We start from the raw sequence: 17,329 nt of genomic DNA, 5'->3' as shown, positions 1-17,329 counted from the left end.
TTGTTCTGGCGCGTACCGCGGACGGCCGCGCGCTGGTGAACACTAACACGCGAATGGCGGTTTTTGTTGCCGAAAGCCGCCCGGCTGCGCGGCAATCCGGCATTTCATGCCGGCCACGAAGCGTTTTCGGGACACCCGTGCCGCCTGTGCCGGACAGGCCATTGCCATGCCTTAGTCCGCCCGGTCGAGGATCGCCCGCGCTCGACGAATGACGGGCGCGTCCACCATCCGGCCGTCCAGCTTGAAGGCCCCCCGCTCGCCGCTGGCGGCCTGCACCACTCGCCGCGCCCATTGCAGGTCTTCCCCGGATGGCTGGAACGTCTCGTTGACGACAGGCACTTGCAAGGGATGGACGCACAACATCCCGCCCATGCCAGCGCCACGTGCGCGGGCGGCCTCCGCGCGCAATCCCGCGATGTCATCGAGCCGGAGATGGACACCATCGAGAGGGGCGGCAAGCCCGGCGGCGCGGGCATGCAGCAGGAGCCGATGACGAACGTCGTCCAGCATCGCCCGGCCGGCTGGCGTGGCCGCATCCAGACCCAGGTCCAGCGCGAAATCCACCGAACCGAACGCCAGCCGCGCCACGCCTTCTGCACGTGCCAGTTCGGGCAGCGCCAAGACCGCCCGGGCGCTCTCGACGAGCGGCCATAGCGGCTTGCCGCTCGCCGCGGCATGGGCGACGACGGCAGCCGAATCCGCCTTGGGCAACATGATGGCGGCCACCCCCGGCGATCGCGCGCACAGCGCGAGATCGTCGTCGAAATACGAGGTATCCGCGGCGTTCACCCGGACGACGACGCACGCGCCGGCATGGGCCTCCAGAAATCCCGCCAAGGTCTGGCGCGCCGCCTCCTTGGCGCCATCCTGCACCGCATCCTCCAGATCGACGATCACGGCGTCGGCGCCGCTCGCCAGCGCCTTGGGCAGGCGCTCGGGACGATCCGCGGGTACGAAGAGGGCCGAGCGTACGCCCCTCATGGGCCGATCGCACGCTGGGTGCGCAATGCCTGGATCTGGGCGTCGCCATAACCGAGCTCGGCGAGGATGCCGGCCGTATGCTGCCCCAGCGCCGGTATGGCATCCATGCGGGCCGCGAAGGCACTGCTCGCCCCGGGCGGCAGCAAGGCAGGCAGCATGCCGGCCGGGCTGCCGACCTCTGCCCAGCGCCCGCGCGCGGCCAGTTGCGGATGGTTCCATACACCGGCCATGTCGTTGACGCGGGCGTTGGCAATCTGCGCCTCCTCCAGCGCCGCGATGACTTCGTCCGCGCTCATGCGCGCGAAGGCGGCGACGATGATGTCGCGCAATGCGGCGCGATTGGCCGTGCGGCGCGAGTTGGCGTCGAAGCGCGGGTCTTCGGCCAATTCCGGCTGGCGCAGCACCCGTTCGCAGAACACCCGCCATTCGCGCTCGTTCTGCAGGCCGAGCATCACCGTGCCGCCGTCGCCGGCGGGAAACGGGCCGTAGGGATAGATGGTGGCGTGCGCGGCGCCCGAGCGCGCGGGCGGCGGCGCGCCGTCGAATGCGTAGTACATGGGGTAGCCCATCCACTCGACCATGCTCTCGAGCATGGAAACGTCGATGCGGCTGCCTTCGCCGGTGGTTGCGCGCAGCAAGAGCGCGGCCAGGATGCTCGAATAGGCGTACATGCCGGCGGCGATGTCCGCCACCGAGGCGCCGGCCTTGGACGGCTCGTCCGGCGTCCCCGTCACCGAGAGAAAGCCCGCCTCGCTCTGAATCAACAGGTCGTAGGCCTTCTTGTCGCGATAGGGGCCGGTGTCGCCGTAACCGGAAATATCGCAGACGATCAGGCGCGGATGGCGTTCCCGCAGCGCCTCGAAAGAGAGTCCCAGGCGCGCCGCGGCGCCGGGGGCGAGGTTCTGCACCAGCACGTCGATCTTGGGCAGCAGGCGCTCCAGCACGCCCCGGGCCCCCTCCTGCTTGAGGTCCAGGGCCAGGCTTTCCTTGGAGCGGTTGGTCCAGACGAAGTGGGATGACAGGCCGCGCACGCGCTCGTCGTAGCCGCGCGCGAAGTCGCCCGCGTCCGGACGCTCGATCTTGATGACCCGGGCGCCGAGATCGGCCAACTGGCGCGTGCAGAACGGCGCGGCGATGGCATGCTCCAGGCTCAGGACAGTAATGCCGTCCAGCGGACGGGGCGAAGGAGATGGGAAGGCAGCGCTCATGACCGGTCCAGCATGAATGTCGACAAATCGTCCACGCGGCGCAGGCTCCACAGCCTGGGTATCCAGGCGTCGATCTCGGCCGGTTCCGCCGCGCCCGAGAACGCCGCCAGGCGGCGCAGCTTGGCCTCGAGCTCGGCGCGCGACAGGGTGTTGTCCGGGTCGCCCTTGGGAGAGTCGATGGCCGCCCGAAGCAGGCGGCCGTCGCGGGTCTCGACCTCCACACGGCCGAGCCAGCGGGCGGGATAGGCGCGATCGACCTCTTCATCCTCCACCATGGCGGTGCGCCGGCGGATCTCCGCCACGGCGGGGTCGGTCAACGCATGATCGCGAAACTCCTCCAGCCCCGCGCGGCCATACACGGCGACCAGGCCGAGCACGGTGCCCATGGAGAATTTCGCCTGGTGCACGGTGCGTGGCTCGGTCACGCCGCCCAGCACGTCGATCGCGGCGCGATGCACCCGCGCCCGTATCGCCGCGATCTCGCCGTGCGCAAGCCCTTCCCTGCGCATGAGATGCAAGAGCGCATCGGCGGCGGGATGGGTGTGCCGGCACGAGGCATGGAATTTGAACGAGGTCTCGAGCGTGGCCCAGCGCCGCCCCAGGCGATCGCACAGACGGGAAGGATCGGCGTCCGACGACATGCCCGCCGCCATGCCTTGCCGGCCCTCCAGCACGCCGTGCGCGCCGGTCAGGCCCTGGGCGGCGAGGTAGGCCGCAAGCAGCCCCGAGGCCGCGGCCTGGCCAGTATGCAGTTGCTTGGAATCGGCCGCCTCGCGCAGGAATTCCCAAAGCCCGGCCGCCTGCGTTCCGGCCGATCCGAGCGCATGGGCGAACGTGGACGCATCCAGTCCCAGCAGCTTGCCCACGCCGGCGGCCGCGGCCAGCGTGCCGACCGTACCCGTGGTATGGAATATCCGGTAGTGCGAACGCCCCATGAACTCGCCGATGCGCACGCCGGCCTCGTAGCCGGCCACCGCCGCCAGCAGCATGTCGGCGCCCGACTTGCGCAGGTCCTGGGCGGCGGCGAATACGGCGGGAAATACCACGGTGGCCGGATGCAGGACCGAACCGTTGTGCAGGTCGTCCTGCTCCGCCACGTGCGATGCCGCGCCATTGACCAGCGCGGCGAAATGCGCCGAAGTGGTCCGGCGATCGGTCAGGATGGCGCAACGGCCGCCGGCCGGTCCCATGGCGGCGGCATAACCTTCGAACAGCGGTATCGGATGCGCGCCCTTGCCTGCCAGCGCCGACGCCACCCAGTCGAAAAACAGCTCTTCGGCCCGGTCCACCACTGGCGCGGGCAGGTCGCCGAACTGCAGTCCGGCGAGGAACTCGCACAGTTCGCCCGTCGCGGGCATCGTCGTCTCCTCCATGCCGGCTTCAGAACGAACGCGGCAGGCCCAGCAAATGCTCGGCCACGTAGGAAAGAATGAGATTCGTGGAGATCGGCGCCACCTGGTAGAGCCGAGTCTCGCGGAATTTGCGCTCGACGTCGTACTCGCAGGCGAAGCCGAAGCCGCCGTGGGTCTGCAGGCAGGTGTTGGCGGCCTCCCACGATGCCTTGGCGGCCAGGTACTTGGCCATATTGGCGCTCGCGCCGGCGTTCTCGCCCGCGTCGTATTCGCGGCATGCGCGCCAGCGCATCAGGTCGGCGGCCTCCACCTCGATGTGGGCCTCGGCGATGGGGAACTGCACGCCCTGGTTCTGGCCGATGGGCCGTCCGAATACCTGGCGTTCGCTGGCGTAGTCGCGCGCCCGCTCGACGAACCAGCGGCCGTCGCCGATGCATTCGGCGGCAATGAGCGTGCGCTCGGCGTTGAGACCGTCAAGAATGTAGCGAAAGCCTTTCCCTTCCTCGCCGATCAGGCTGTCGGCGGGCAGTTCCAGGTTGTCGAAGAACAGCTCGTTGGTTTCGTGATTGACCATGTTGGGAATGGGCCGCACGTCCATTCCCCGGCCGATGGCCTCGCGCAGGTCGACAAGGAAGATGGACATGCCCTCGGTCTTCTTGGCGACCTCGGCCAGCGGCGTGGTCCGGGCCAGGAGGATCATCAGGTCCGAATGCTGCACGCGCGAGATCCAGACCTTCTGTCCGTTGACCACATAGCGGTCTCCACGCCGCACGGCAGTGGTCTTGATCTTGGTGGTATCGGTGCCCGTGGTCGGCTCGGTCACGCCCATGGATTGCAGGCGCAATTCGCCGCTGGCCAGACGGGGCAGGAAATATTCCTTCTGCGCGACGGAACCATGCCGCACCAGCGTGAAGAGGTTGTACATCTGGCCGTGCACGGTACCGGAATTGCCCCCGCAGCGGTTGACCTCTTCGAGGATGACGGATGCCTCGGACAGCCCCAGCCCCGAGCCGCCGTACTCGGCCGGGATCATGGCGCTCAGCCAGCCGGCCTCGGTCAGGGCGCGCACGAAATCATCGGGAAAGCCCCGCGCTTCGTCGACCTTGCGCCAATAGGCGGCATCGTAGCGGGTGCAGAGCGCGCGCACGCCCTGGCGGATGTCGTCATAGTCTTCCATGCTGATTCCGAGTCCGAAATATTCGCGCTATCGCGAAGCGAAGCGCAGTTCGCCGTGCTGCACGGCGCCGTCGCCATTGCCGGCCCATAGCTGCGCGACCCCCTCGCCCGCCATCCTGCCGGCGGCCGCGAAAGCCGTGGGCGCGATCAGCGGACGCACGCCGCGGTACGAGAAATGCGTCGGCCGCAGTTGCGGGTGGGCACGCTGGAATGCCGCCACCAATAGCGTGGCGATCAGGGGCCCGTGCACCACCAGGCCGGCATAGCCCTCTTCCCCGGTGGCATAAGGCCAGTCGTAGTGGATGCGATGTCCATTGAAGGTCACGGCCGAATACCGGAACAGCAAGGTGGAAGTGGGCACGATGGTCTCCGACCATTCGGCGACGGGCAGCGGCGCCGGATCGGCCGTGCGCGGCGGAGAAGGCTCGCGATAGACGATGTCCTGCTCCTCGCGCACCGCGAGCCTGCCGCGCTGCTCGTAGTCGTGCCGGACGGTCACGAACAGCAGGGCGCCGGTGCGGCCAGCCTTCTCTTCGACCGACAGGATGGTCGAGGTGCGCGTCGCGCCTTCGCCCACGATCAGCGGATGGAGGAATTCGAGCCGGCCCCCTGCCCACATCCGGTTGCGCCGGTCGGCGGGCGGCAGGAACCCGCCCCGGGCGGGATGCCCGTCCGCGCCGAGCCCTGCGGCCTCGACAGGCTCCTGAAAATAGGCCCAATGCCACAGAGGCGGCAAACCGGCGCCCGGCTCGGGCGCGGGCTGGCCCAGCGTCGCCGCGACGCGACGGGCGAGGTTGTGGCTGATCTGGTCGACGGACGATTCGGTACGGCCCACCCAATCGCTGGGAGAAGCTGCGGTCTCCTGGTTCATGCGTGCTTCCATGCGGAGCGCCCGGCAGGCGCGAAGTGGTCGATGCGGCAAGCATGCGCCGGGCGAAGCCTTCTGTAAATTTTGATTTTTGTTATCCAGCCTTCGCCGTTACGGAAGGCGATGGGGTAAGGTAGCGTCTTTGCGCGCCCGTCTTTCGCCATGCATTTCGATCTGGCCGACCTGCGGTTGTTCATCCACGTTGCCGAAGCGCCCAGCCTGACGCAGGGCGCCCGCCGCGCCCACCTTTCGCTTGCCGCCGCCAGCACCCGCATCAAGGAGCTGGAGGCCCAGCTCGATGCGCGCCTCTTGTATCGAAACAGCCGCGGCGTGGAGCTCACTCCCGCGGGACGCCGGCTGCTCGAACACGCCCGGCACGTCATGCGCCAGGTCGACATGCTCAAGGGCGAATTCGCCGACGGCGGTTCCGGCACCACCGGCCACATCCGCATCTTCGCCAACACCACCGCGGTAACCGAATTCATGCCGGAGATCCTGGCGCGCTTCCTGGCCGAACGCCCGGGCGTCACCGTCGACCTCCAGGAGCGCCTGACCCGGGACATCATCCGCGGCGTGATGGACGGATCGACCGACCTCGGCATCACCGCCGGCCCGATCACCGCCCCGGGACTGGAGCGGTTGCATTTCAGCACCGACCGGCTGGCACTCGTCGTGCCGGCGGACCACCCGCTCGCGGCGCGCGGACGGGTCACGCTGGACGATACGCTGCGCTACCCGCACATCAGCCTGCACGACGGCAGCACCCTGCTGGCGTTCCTGCGCGAACAGGTCGAAAGCCGCGGCGCGGAACTCATCCTTCGCATACAGGTGTCGAGCTTCGAGGCCGTGTGCCGCATGGTGGAGGCGGGAGTCGGCATAGGCGTGATCCCCGAATCGGCGGCGCAACGCCACCGCCGCACCATGGACCTGGCCATCGTCGCGCTCGACGAGCCATGGGCCGTGCGCGAGCGGGACCTGCTGGTGCGCGAGCTGGAAGCCTTGCCCGCCTGCGTGCGCGCCCTGATCGAGGCGGTCCAGGCGTACGGACGGCAAGCCGGGGAGCCTGCCGCCGCGACCGGGACATCGACGGCCGCAAGCGACTAAAATCGCCGGCTCGCGTCGGCCGCGACGATCGCGCCCGGCACGCTCCACCTTTGCACAGAGAACGCTCCATGGGTAATGCCACGCCCCTACGCGGCGGCTATCGGATCATCGCGCTGATCGTCGCCAGCGCGTTCTTCATGGAGCAGCTGGATTCCACCATCATCTCCACCGCGCTGCCGGCCATGGCGCAATCGCTGCACGCCGATCCGGTGCGCATGAACTTCGCGATGACGGCCTATCTGCTGAGCCTGGCCGCCTTCATTCCCATCAGCGGCAGGATCGCCGACCGCTTCGGCACGCGCAATACGTTCCGCGCAGCGATTGCCCTTTTCGTCGTCAGTTCGGTGTTGTGCGGCCTGGCCCAGAACCTGCCCTGGCTGATCGCGGCGCGGCTGCTGCAGGGAGCGAGCGGCGCGATGATGGTTCCGGTAGGCCGTCTGGTGCTGCTGCGCACGGTGGAAAAATCCCAGCTGGTCTCGGCCATGTCCTGGGTGCTGTTCCCGGCCATGATGGGCCCGGCGGTAGGACCGCTCATCGGCGGCTTTCTGACCACCTACCTGTCCTGGCACTGGATCTTCTACATCAACGTTCCCATCGGCCTGGCCGGCATTGCCCTGGCCACCGTCTACATTCCCGACATCCGCAGCGATGCGCCCTCCACGTCCTTCGACTACCTGGGGTTCGTCCTGTCGGCCGCGGCGCTGGCCAGCCTGATCGTCGGCCTGGAAGGATTGGGCCACGGCGGCTTGTCGGCGACCACGCTATCGTTGCTCGGGGCGGCCGGCGCCTGCGCCCTGCTCTATGGCTGGCACAGCCGCCGCCACCCGGAACCGGTGCTGGACTTCAGCCTGTTGCGGATCCCGACCTTCCAGGTGGCGATGCGCGGAGGCCTCCTGTACCGCGTCGCCTACGGCGGCTTTCCGTTCCTGATGCCCCTCATGCTGCAACTGGGTTTTGGCCTGTCGGCCGCCGAAAGCGGCGCGATCACCTTTGCCGGCGCGGTCGGGGGCCTGGTCATGAAAGCGATCTCGGTACGCTTCCTGCGTGCCTTCGGCTACCGCAACGTGATGATCTGGAACGGCCTGCTGTCGGCCCTGCTGCTGGGCCTGTGCGGCGCATTCCGGCCGGAATGGCCGCTGCTCGCCATCTACCTGCTGCTCCTGCTGGGCGGGCTGGCGCGCTCCCTGCAATTCAACGCCTACGGCACCATTGTCTACGCCGACATCCCGCCGGCGCGCATGAGCGCAGCCACCAGCCTGGCGAGCACCAATCAGCAGATGACCGCCGCGCTGGGCATCGGGCTGGCGGCGCTCGCGCTGGATTTCTCCATGCGGGCGCTGGGCCATGACAGCGTGCGGCTGTCGGACTTCACCGTGGCCTTCGCCGCCATGGGCCTGCTCGGCGCGCTGGCGGTGACGCAATGCCTGGGCCTTCCGGCCGACGCCGGCGCGGAACTGAGCGGCCACGGGCGTGAAAGCGGAACGGCCGGCTCTTAGTTCTTCTCAACGCCAGTATGGAAAGTATCATCAAACCCGGCCCGCCAGACCACAACGACGCCGGTCGAGCCCCTCTTCCGGCCAATAGGAGAACCTCCATGCCATCCATGATTCGCCTGCTCGGCGCGGGCCGACCTGCCGGGGAGCCGGCCCATGCCTAGTGGCGGCAAGACACGAACAGCCACGTGCTCCTGCCGCGGCGTACGGCTCGCCCTTGCCGGCGAGCCCAGGCGCGTCTACGCGTGCAGCTGCACCGAATGCCAGCGCTGCACCGGGTCGGCCTTCGCCTACCGGGCCATCTTTGCGGATGCGGCCATTCTCGGCCTCGAAGGCACGACCCGCTCCTGGCGGCGAACCGGCTCGTCGGGACGGTGGCTCGAGCAGACGTTCTGCCCCACGTGCGGCACTGTCGTCTTCATGCGCGCGGAAGCGTTGAATGACGCTCTTTCGATATCGGTCGGTTGCCTGGAGGCCCCCGATTTCCCTGCGCCCCAGTTGCTGCATTGGTCCGACCGAAAGCACCGCTGGCTGTGCCTTGAAGGCGTTGCCGAGCAATAAAAAACCCCCGGCGGAAACCAGGGGTTTGTGGACAGCCTCGGAAACCGCGAGGCGCCTTCAGGCAAGGAACGCAAATGGGCGGCGGTGCCCCTGACGGGGCACCGGACTCAAGTGGCGTAGCTGCGCAGGCGCGCGGAGAACTCTTCCAGGCGCGCAATGCCGCTTTGCTGAGCGCGGTTGCACCAGTCCTGCAGGTCGCGCAGCAACTGCTCGCTCGAAGCGCTCGAGCGCTCCCAGATGGCGGCGAGCTCGCGCCGCATCTCGACCAGGATGGCCAGCGAACGATGGTCGGCCAGCACGGTGTTCAGTTCGGAACGGTGCGAAGCCGGCAGCGACTCGTCGTCGGCCCGGTGCAGCAGGGCCCGCGCGCGCCGTAGCAGTTTCGATTGCCGGTGCGATTCCTTGGCCGCCTTCAAGCGCGCGATCTCGTCCCGGCAGGCGTGCTTGAGCAGGTCGGCATAGCGCGCCATGATTTCGTAGCGGTGCGTGATCACGGCCTGCAGGGTCTCCAGGTCGACCACTGGCTTGCCGTGCGCCAGCCTTACCTTGGGGGCGACCTTCTTCACCTTGGCCAGGCGAAGGATTTCCAGCGCGCGGATATAGCCCCAGCCGATGTCGAATTCGTACCACTTGTTGGAAAAACGCGCCGACGAGGCATAGGCATGGTGATTGTTGTGCAGTTCCTCGCCCCCGATCACGATGCCCCACGGGAAGACGTTGCGGCTGGCATCGGGGCTGGCATAGTTGCGATAGCCCCAGAAATGGCCGATGCCGTTGACCACGCCCGCCGCCCAGAACGGAATCCATATCATCTGCACGGCCCAGACGGTCAGGCCGATCGCGCCGAACAGCGCGATGTCGATCAGCATCATCAGGCCCACGCCCTGCCAGCCGAAACGGGAATAGATGTTGCGCTCGACCCAATCGTCGGGCGTGCCATGGCCGAACTTGTCCAGCGTTTCGCGGTTCCCGGCCTCGTCCCGGTACAGCTCGGCCCCCTGGAAGAACACCTTGCCTATGCCGTAGACCATGGGCGAATGCGGATCGCCCTCGCGTTCGCAACGGGCGTGATGCTTGCGGTGAATGGCCACCCATTCCTTGGTGACCATGCCGGTGGTCAGCCACAGCCAGAAACGGAAGAAATGCGCGACGGCGGGATGCAGGTCCAGCCCGCGGTGGGCCTGGCAGCGATGCAGGTATATGGTGACGGCGAGGATGGTGATATGGGTTGCTACCAGGGTGAAGGCCACGATCTGCCACCACGAGGCATCAAGTAGACCGTCGGACAGGAACGCAAGCAAAAAATCCATAACACCTCACAGGCTGGCCGGCACGGAACCGGCACGCGAGACGCCGGGCGCCTCGTGAAAAAACGGGGAATCGAAACGGCGGCCGCCCGCCATGGCAGCCGGCAAGGCCAAGATCGTTAGAAATCGGGGAAGCGCCGCAGTTCCTAAGGGGAAATACCGACGCCATGCAACGAAATGGCCGGAGTCCCGGCCATGGCTGTCGCACCCGACACGATAACGCGAATATGGGGATGCCACGAGTCTTTTTCAAAGAAGGGATAACCCTAGTATAACCAGGGTTATCAGCTGTCGCCGCCCGCCCCTTGCTCCGGCGTACCGGCGGAGGGCTTGCCGGTCGTTTCGCCATCGGCGGCTTCGGCCTCGTCGTCGAGCGCGGCCAGTTCGGGATCGGGCTCGGGCAGCTCGACCGCGGCGGTGGCGGCCCGCTCCGCGGCCGGCCCCTGGCGCCGCTGGAACACCGCGGCGAAGAACCCATCGGTGGCGTGCACGTCGGGCCGCAGCTTCAGGTAGGGTCCGGACAGCCCCAGCGGGCCGGCGCGGTCGGCCAGGATATCGGACGCCGACAGCAACTCGAAGTCGGGGTTGGCGGCCAGGAAGGCCTCGACCTGGCTTTCGTTCTCCACCCGCAGGATGCTGCAGGTTGCGTAGACCAGGCGTCCGCCGGGCGCCACGCAGCGCGCGGCGGAGGCGAGAATGCTGCGCTGGAGCGCACAGAGGTCGGACACGCTCTCGGGCGTCTGCCGCCACTTCAGGTCGGGATTGCGCCGCAGCGTGCCGGTGCCGCTGCACGGCGCGTCGACCAGGACCCGGTGCGCCTTGCGCGCCAGGCGCTTGACGCGGGCATCGTTCTCGCTGGCGATGGCCACCGGCACGACGTTGGAAAGCCCGCTGCGGGCCAGGCGAGGCTTGAAGCGCGCCAGGCGGGCCTGCGAGACGTCGAACGCGTACAAGCGGCCGGTCGAGCGCATCAGCGCGCCCAGCAGCAAGGTCTTGCCGCCGGCGCCGGCGCAGAAATCGATCACCATTTCTCCGCGCCGGGGGGCCACCAGCAGGGCCAGCAACTGGCTGCCCTCGTCCTGCACCTCGATGCTGCCGTCCTCGAAACGCGACCAGCGGGTAAGCGCGGGCCGCCCCTGCAGCCGGATGCCGAACGGCGAATACGGCGTGGGCTCGGCCATGGCATGGGCCACGCCCGCGCGCAACTCGGCCAGGATGGCCTCCCGCTCGGCTTTCATGGGATTGATGCGGATATCGAGCGGCGCGGCCCGATTCAGCGCCGCGAGCATGCTGTCGCTGTCCGCCTCGATGGCGAGCGCCTCGGACAGCCAATCGGGGATGCTCAGGCGGATCTCGCGCGGCAGAGAAGCATCGGCAATGGCCGATACCCGTTGCAACCAGTCGGCCTCGTCGCTGTCCAGCGCCGGCAGGACCTCCTTTGCGCCCAGCGTGGCCGCCAGGCCCAGGATGGCGAGACGGCGCGTCGCGGCGCCCCGCCCGCCCTCGGCAACGTGCCGGTAGCGGCGCAGGTGGCGCAGCACGTCGTAGACGGCCTCGGCCACCGCCGCGCGATCGCGGGCGCCCAGCTTGGGGTGGTCGCGGAACCAGCGCGACAGCACCTGGTCGGCGGGCCCCGACCACTGCAGGATCTCCCCCAGGGCGGAACGCACCTGGTCGACGCGCAGCGCCGTGGGATGCTGAGCCGGCCGGGCGCCCTGCCTGGCGGGCGTCGCCGGGCGTCCGGCGCCGGACCGGGAGGAACCGCCGTCGCGGCGCCCCGCCGGCCGCGCGGAACGCGATGAACCTGGTCGCCCGGACGTCATGCCCTGCCTCCGCTCGGATGCGATGCGGCGCGGGCCCCGTCGGCCGCCAGGCCGAAGCAGCGGTCATCGATGCCGCGCACCGCGACCTTCCCGTCGTCCAGGCTCACCCTGCCCTGCGCCAGCCAGGAAGCCACCGCGGGATAGACCACGTGCTCGATGCCCAGCACGCGTTCGGCCAGGCTCGCCTCGGTATCGCCCTCGCGCACGGGTACCACGCCTTGCGCGATCATGGGGCCATGATCGAGCACGGGCGTGACGAAATGGACGGTGCAGCCGTGGACCCGGACGCCGGCCTCCAGGGCCTGGCGGTGCGTGCCCAGGCCGGGAAACAACGGCAGCAGCGAGGGATGGATATTGACCAGCCTGCCCGCGTAATGCCGCACGAAGTCGTCGGTGAGAATGCGCATGAAGCCTGCCAATAGCACGTAGTCGGGCGAAAAACCGTCGATCTCGCGCGCCAGCGCGGCGTCGAACGCCGCGCGGTCGGCATGATCGCGATGGGCGACCACCCGGGTGGGAATGCCCTGGGCGGCGGCCCACTCGAGCCCGGACGCCTGTTCGCGGTTGGCGATCACCGCAGCCACCTCGGCCGGCCAGCCCTGGTCGCGGCATGCCTGCGTGATGGATTGCATGTTGCTGCCGCGGCCGGAAATCAGGATGACGAACCGGCACCGGCGAGCCGAGGAAAAAGGAGATGCTTGCACCGGCGAATTGTATCGTATCGCCCGCGCCGCCGCGGCCCGGTTCGCGGGGCCGCCCCGGACCGGCCTATAATCGGGGATGGTCCCCGGCATTCGTGGAACGCCGGGCTTTGTCGCATCTGGTCCTGCCCCGGCTTGAATCCGTCCCCGTCTCCCGCTCCGACGCCCGCCCTGCGCATATTCAGGGGTTTGCCGCCGCCCGCGCTGCGCCGGCCGTGCGCCCTGGCGATCGGCAATTTCGACGGCGTGCACCGCGGCCACCAGGCCATCCTGGCCCGGGTACGCCAGGTCGCCCAGGAGCGCGGCCTGGTGCCGACGGTCATGACCTTCGAGCCGCATCCGCGCGAATTCTTTGCCGAATTGCACAAGCGGCCGGAACTGGCGCCCACCCGCATCGCGGGGCTGCGCGACGAACTGTGCGCGCTGGCCCGCTACGGCATGCAGCACGTGGTGGTCGAAAAATTCAACGAGCGCCTGGCCTCGATGCCGGCGCAGGAATTCATCGACCGGCTGCTGATCGACGGGCTGCGCGTGAAGTGGCTGCTGGTGGGCGACGACTTCCGCTTCGGCGCCCACCGCACCGGCGACATCGCCCTGCTGCGCGCCAATGCCGAGCGCCATGGCTTCGAAGTCGAATCCATGGATTCCGTCACGGACCACGGACAACGCATCTCGAGCTCGGCCATCCGCACCGCGCTGGCCGTCGGCGACCTGGAGCGCGCGGCCGAACTGCTGGGCCATCCCTATAGCGTCAGCGGGCACGTCATCCATGGCCAGAAGCTTGGCCGCACGCTGGGCTTTCCCACGCTGAACCTGCGCGTCTCGCGCCGGTGTCCGGCGCTGTCGGGCATCTTCGTGGTACAGGTGCACGGACTGGCTCCGGGGCCGCTGCCCGGCGTGGCCAGCCTGGGGGTCCGTCCCACGGTGGACGACAGCGGCCGGGTCCTGCTGGAAGTCCACGTCTTCGATTTCAGCGGCAATGCTTACGGTAAACTCGTGCAGGTGGAATTCCTGAAAAAGCTGCGCGACGAAGAAAAATTCGTCGATCTGCCGACCCTGAAAGCGGCGATCGAGGACGACGCGCGCCAGGCTCGCGCCTATTTCGCGTCCAGCCATTTGGGCCAAGCCGACCTAGCCACTTCCGCGACGGATCGAATTAGTAGTTAGGCCCCCCTACGCGCTTACGCGCGCCCGGAATGGCGGACCCCCAGCCGCTGCGCGGCAGCCCCCAAGGGGGCCGGGACCCGCCTTGGGGCGGCCCGGCGCCGGGTCCCGTGGGGGCGATGCGGGTGGACCGGCGGAGCCGGATCCACCGCATCCTGGGGGTTGCCTTGGCTGGCAAAGATGGCGGTCTTCCTGCCTTCCGTGGCCTGCGATATTTGAATGTGAAGCTTGCCCGCCCCGCGGACGGGGCTGATGTGCAAAACCTGTGTCTCCATGGACTATAAGAAAACCCTCAACCTTCCTGATACCCCGTTCCCCATGCGCGGCGATCTCGCCAAGCGCGAGCCCGGCTGGGTCGCGGCCTGGGAAGAGAAGCGCGTCTACCAGGCCATCCGCGCGGCCAGCGCCGGGCGTCCGCGCTTCGTGCTGCATGACGGCCCGCCCTACGCCAACGGCGACATCCACTTGGGACACGCGGTCAACAAGATCCTGAAGGACATCATCGTCAAGAGCCGCACGCTGGCGGGCTTCGACGCCCCGTACGTGCCTGGCTGGGACTGCCACGGCATGCCCATCGAGATCCAGATCGAGAAGAAATACGGCAAGGGATTGCCGGTGGCCGAAGTGCAGGCCAAGGCGCGCGCCTATGCGACCGAGCAGATCGACCGGCAGAGAAAGGACTTCAAGCGCCTGGGCGTGCTGGGCGATTGGGACCATCCCTACCTGACCATGAACCCTCGCAACGAGGCCGACGAACTGCGCGCGCTGGGCGCCATCCTCGAAAAAGGCTTCGTGTTCCGCGGCCTGAAGCCGGTGAACTGGTGTTTCGACTGCGGCTCGGCGCTGGCCGAGGCCGAGGTCGAATACGCCGACCGCACCGACCCGGCCATCGACGTGGCCTTTCCCTTCGCCGACCGGCCCGCGCTGGCCAAGGCCTTCGGCCTGCCGTCCATCGACGGGGAAGGCGCCATCGTCATCTGGACCACCACGCCCTGGACCATTCCCTCGAACCAGGCGCTGAACGTCCATCCCGAAATCGATTACGCGCTGGTGCGCGTGAAAACGCCCCAGGCCTGGGGCACGCTGCTGATCCTCGCCCGCGAGCGGGTCGAGGCCTGCCTGCAGTCCTGGGACCTGGAAGGCGAGATCGTCGCCACCTGCAAGGGCCAGGCGCTGGACCACGTCGCCTTCCATCATCCGCTGGCCAGGAAGGATCCCGGCTACGACCGGCTGTCGCCGATCTACCTGGGCGACTACGTCACGCTGGACACGGGCACGGGGATCGTGCACTCGGCACCGGCCTACGGCGTCGAGGACTTCGTCTCGTGCAAGAACAACGGCATGCCGGATGCGGACATCATCAACCCCGTGATGGGCGACGGCCGCTACGCGTCCACGCTGCCCCTGTTCGGCGGGCTCTCCATCTGGGACGCCAATCCCAAGATCGTCGCCGCGCTGGAAGAGGCGGGCACGCTGCTCAAGGTCGAGAAGCTGCGCCACAGCTACATGCATTGCTGGCGCCACAAGACGCCGGTCATCTACCGCGCCACCAGCCAATGGTTCGCCGGCATGGACATCCTGCCCGCCGAGGGCGGCGGCACGCTGCGCGAACGCGCCCTCGAAGGCATCGAGGCCACCCGCTTCTACCCGTCCTGGGGCAAGGCGCGGCTGCATGCGATGATCGCCAACCGGCCCGACTGGACGCTGTCGCGCCAGCGCCAGTGGGGCGTGCCCATGGCCTTCTTCGTGCACAAGGAAACCGGGGAATTGCACCCGCGCACGGTGGAACTCATCGAGCAGGTCGCCCAGCGCATCGAGAAAGACGGCATCGAGGCCTGGCAGTCGCTCGATCCGCGCGAACTGCTGGGCGACGAAGCCGAGATGTACGAGAAGAACCGCGACACGCTGGATGTCTGGTTCGATTCCGGCACCACTCACCAGACCGTGCTGCGCGGCTCGCACGCCGCCGATGCCGCCTGGCCCGCCGACCTGTACCTGGAGGGCTCCGACCAGCACCGCGGCTGGTTCCACTCCTCGCTGCTGACCAGCTGCATGCTCAACGGCACGCCGCCCTACAAGGCCCTGCTCACGCACGGCTTCACGGTGGACGGCCAGGGCCGCAAGATGAGCAAGTCGCTGGGCAACACGCTGGCCCCGCAGAAAATCTCCGATACCCTGGGCGCCGAGATCCTGCGCCTGTGGATCGCCAGCACCGACTACTCCGGCGAGCTGTCCATCTCCGACGAGATTCTCAAGCGGGTCGTGGAATCGTACCGGCGCATCCGCAACACGCTGCGCTTCCTGCTGGCCAACCTGAGCGACTTCGACATCGCCGCCCAGGCCGTGGAACAAGCGCAGATGTTCGAGATCGACCGCTACGCGCTTGCCATGACCGCGCGGCTGCAGGACGAGATCACGGCGCTGTACGACCGCTACGAGTTCCATCCGGCCACCGCGCGGCTGCAGACCTTCTGCTCGGAAGACCTGGGCGCCTTCTATCTCGATATCCTGAAGGACCGCCTCTACACCACCGCGCCCGACAGCGTGGCGCGGCGCTCGGCGCAGACCGCGCTCTGGCACGTGACGCAGGCGTTGCTCAAGCTGATGGCGCCCATCCTCTCGTTCACCGCGGAGGAAGCCTGGGCGCTGCTCAGGAAAGACTCGCCCACTATCTTCACCGAAGTCTTCCACGCCATCCCGCCGCAAGAGGACGCCGAGGCGCTGCTGCACAAGTGGAACCGCATCCGCGACCTGCGCGGCGAAGTCACCAGGAAGCTGGAAGAAGTCCGCGTGGCGGGCGGCATCGGCTCGTCCTTGCAAGCCGAGGTCGACATCCATGCGCCGGCCTCCGATCACGCGCTGCTTGCCAGCCTGGGCGAAGACCTTCGCTTCGTGCTGATCGTCTCGCGCGCGGACGTGCATGCCACCGACGGAGAACTGCGCATCGAGGTCGCCCCTTCCAGCCACCGCAAGTGCGAGCGCTGCTGGCACTGGCGCGAGGATGTGGGCGTCGATCCCGAACAGCCCGAGATCTGCGGCCGCTGCGTCGCCAATCTCGAAGGCAGCGGCGAACCGCGCGAGTTCGCCTGATGGGCGCCGTCGTCTCTCGCTCCCGACTGGCGGGGTGGCTGGCGATCGCCGCGCTCATCATCGTCGCCGACCAGATCACCAAGGTCGCGGTCGACGGGCTGTTCGCCTACGGCGAACGGCTGCCGCTGCTGCCGGTGCTGGACCTCACGCTGCTGTACAACCGCGGCGCCGCCTTCAGCTTCCTGGCCGGCGCCGACGGCTGGCAGCGCTGGTTCTTCACCGTCCTGGCGCTGGCGGTGTCGGGCTTTATCGTCTGGATGCTGTCGCGCCACGGCCACCAGCGCCTGTTCTCGTGGGCGCTCACGCTCATCCTGGGCGGTGCGCTGGGCAACGTCATCGACCGCTTCATCCACGGCCACGTCATCGATTTCGTGCTGGTGCACTACGGCGACTGGTTCTTTCCCGCCTTCAACCTCGCGGACTCGGCGATCACGATCGGCGCGGTGCTGCTGGTCGTGGACGAATTGCGGCGGGCCAAGCGGCCGTCTGCCGCCGCCTGAG

Annotated in this window: 14 protein-coding genes; 6 read left to right on the top strand and 8 right to left on the bottom strand. The window is 68.2% G+C overall.

Annotation, left to right across the window (positions count from 1 at the left end; all coding sequences use genetic code 11):
- Window positions 1-171: 171 nt before the first annotated feature.
- Genes CDO44_RS27165 through CDO44_RS27145 form a run of 5 tightly spaced genes read right to left on the bottom strand, consistent with a single transcriptional unit; the run spans window position 172 to window position 5,588 of the window.
- Window positions 172-981, bottom strand: coding sequence for a CoA ester lyase (locus CDO44_RS27165; RefSeq protein WP_087783405.1), 810 nt, complete (start codon window positions 979-981; stop codon window positions 172-174).
- A complete protein-coding gene (locus CDO44_RS27160) occupies window positions 978-2,189 on the bottom strand; it encodes a CaiB/BaiF CoA-transferase family protein (RefSeq protein WP_087783404.1) in 1,212 nt (403 codons plus the stop codon). Before CDO44_RS27160 ends, CDO44_RS27165 begins: the two co-directional genes overlap by 4 nt.
- Window positions 2,186-3,547, bottom strand: coding sequence for an MmgE/PrpD family protein (locus CDO44_RS27155; RefSeq protein ID WP_087783403.1), 1,362 nt, complete (start codon window positions 3,545-3,547; stop codon window positions 2,186-2,188). The genes CDO44_RS27160 and CDO44_RS27155 overlap by 4 nt, the downstream gene beginning before the upstream one ends.
- Window positions 3,548-3,569: 22 nt before the next feature.
- Window positions 3,570-4,718, bottom strand: a complete 1,149-nt coding sequence (locus CDO44_RS27150) for an acyl-CoA dehydrogenase family protein (RefSeq protein ID WP_087783402.1) — start codon at window positions 4,716-4,718, stop codon at window positions 3,570-3,572.
- Between the two features lie 27 nt (window positions 4,719-4,745).
- On the bottom strand, window positions 4,746-5,588 hold the full coding sequence (locus CDO44_RS27145; RefSeq protein ID WP_087783401.1) for a MaoC family dehydratase N-terminal domain-containing protein: 843 nt from the start codon (window positions 5,586-5,588) through the stop codon (window positions 4,746-4,748).
- Between the two features lie 159 nt (window positions 5,589-5,747).
- Here CDO44_RS27145 and CDO44_RS27140 point away from each other — a divergent pair, with 159 nt between their 5' ends.
- From CDO44_RS27140 to CDO44_RS27130, 3 genes are all read left to right on the top strand, one after another.
- Window positions 5,748-6,689: a LysR family transcriptional regulator gene (locus tag CDO44_RS27140; protein WP_087783400.1), complete on the top strand. Its 942-nt coding sequence runs from the start codon at window positions 5,748-5,750 to the stop codon at window positions 6,687-6,689.
- Between the two features lie 68 nt (window positions 6,690-6,757).
- Window positions 6,758-8,185: a DHA2 family efflux MFS transporter permease subunit gene (locus CDO44_RS27135; RefSeq protein WP_087783399.1), complete on the top strand. Its 1,428-nt coding sequence runs from the start codon at window positions 6,758-6,760 to the stop codon at window positions 8,183-8,185.
- Window positions 8,186-8,338: 153 nt separating this feature from the next.
- Window positions 8,339-8,743 carry a GFA family protein gene (locus CDO44_RS27130; protein ID WP_087783398.1) on the top strand — a complete coding sequence of 135 codons (405 nt, stop codon included), beginning with the start codon at window positions 8,339-8,341 and terminating at the stop codon, window positions 8,741-8,743.
- A gap of 107 nt (window positions 8,744-8,850) precedes the next feature.
- Here CDO44_RS27130 and CDO44_RS27125 read toward each other — a convergent pair whose 3' ends face one another.
- The 3 genes from CDO44_RS27125 to purN form a co-directional block, all read right to left on the bottom strand.
- Window positions 8,851-10,053 carry an acyl-CoA desaturase gene (locus CDO44_RS27125; protein WP_087783397.1) on the bottom strand — a complete coding sequence of 401 codons (1,203 nt, stop codon included), beginning with the start codon at window positions 10,051-10,053 and terminating at the stop codon, window positions 8,851-8,853.
- A 281-nt stretch (window positions 10,054-10,334) separates the two neighbouring features.
- On the bottom strand, window positions 10,335-11,873 hold the full coding sequence (locus CDO44_RS27120) for an RsmB/NOP family class I SAM-dependent RNA methyltransferase (RefSeq protein ID WP_087783396.1): 1,539 nt from the start codon (window positions 11,871-11,873) through the stop codon (window positions 10,335-10,337).
- On the bottom strand, window positions 11,870-12,505 hold the full coding sequence (gene purN / locus CDO44_RS27115) for a phosphoribosylglycinamide formyltransferase (protein WP_233146385.1): 636 nt from the start codon (window positions 12,503-12,505) through the stop codon (window positions 11,870-11,872). The genes CDO44_RS27120 and purN overlap by 4 nt, the downstream gene beginning before the upstream one ends.
- A gap of 240 nt (window positions 12,506-12,745) precedes the next feature.
- Between purN and CDO44_RS27110 the strand changes: the two genes are divergently transcribed.
- From CDO44_RS27110 to lspA, 3 genes are all read left to right on the top strand, one after another.
- On the top strand, window positions 12,746-13,741 hold the full coding sequence (locus tag CDO44_RS27110) for a bifunctional riboflavin kinase/FAD synthetase (RefSeq protein ID WP_087783434.1): 996 nt from the start codon (window positions 12,746-12,748) through the stop codon (window positions 13,739-13,741).
- Between the two features lie 270 nt (window positions 13,742-14,011).
- Window positions 14,012-16,828: an isoleucine--tRNA ligase gene (gene ileS / locus CDO44_RS27100; RefSeq protein WP_087783393.1), complete on the top strand. Its 2,817-nt coding sequence runs from the start codon at window positions 14,012-14,014 to the stop codon at window positions 16,826-16,828.
- Window positions 16,828-17,328: a signal peptidase II gene (lspA, locus tag CDO44_RS27095; RefSeq protein ID WP_087783392.1), complete on the top strand. Its 501-nt coding sequence runs from the start codon at window positions 16,828-16,830 to the stop codon at window positions 17,326-17,328. Before ileS ends, lspA begins: the two co-directional genes overlap by 1 nt.
- Window position 17,329: the final 1 nt, after the last annotated feature.

It is taken from the genome of Pigmentiphaga sp. NML080357 (assembly GCF_002188465.1).
GTDB lineage: Bacteria > Pseudomonadota > Gammaproteobacteria > Burkholderiales > Burkholderiaceae_B > Pigmentiphaga.
This window is presented reverse-complemented; position numbering and strand designations above follow the sequence as displayed.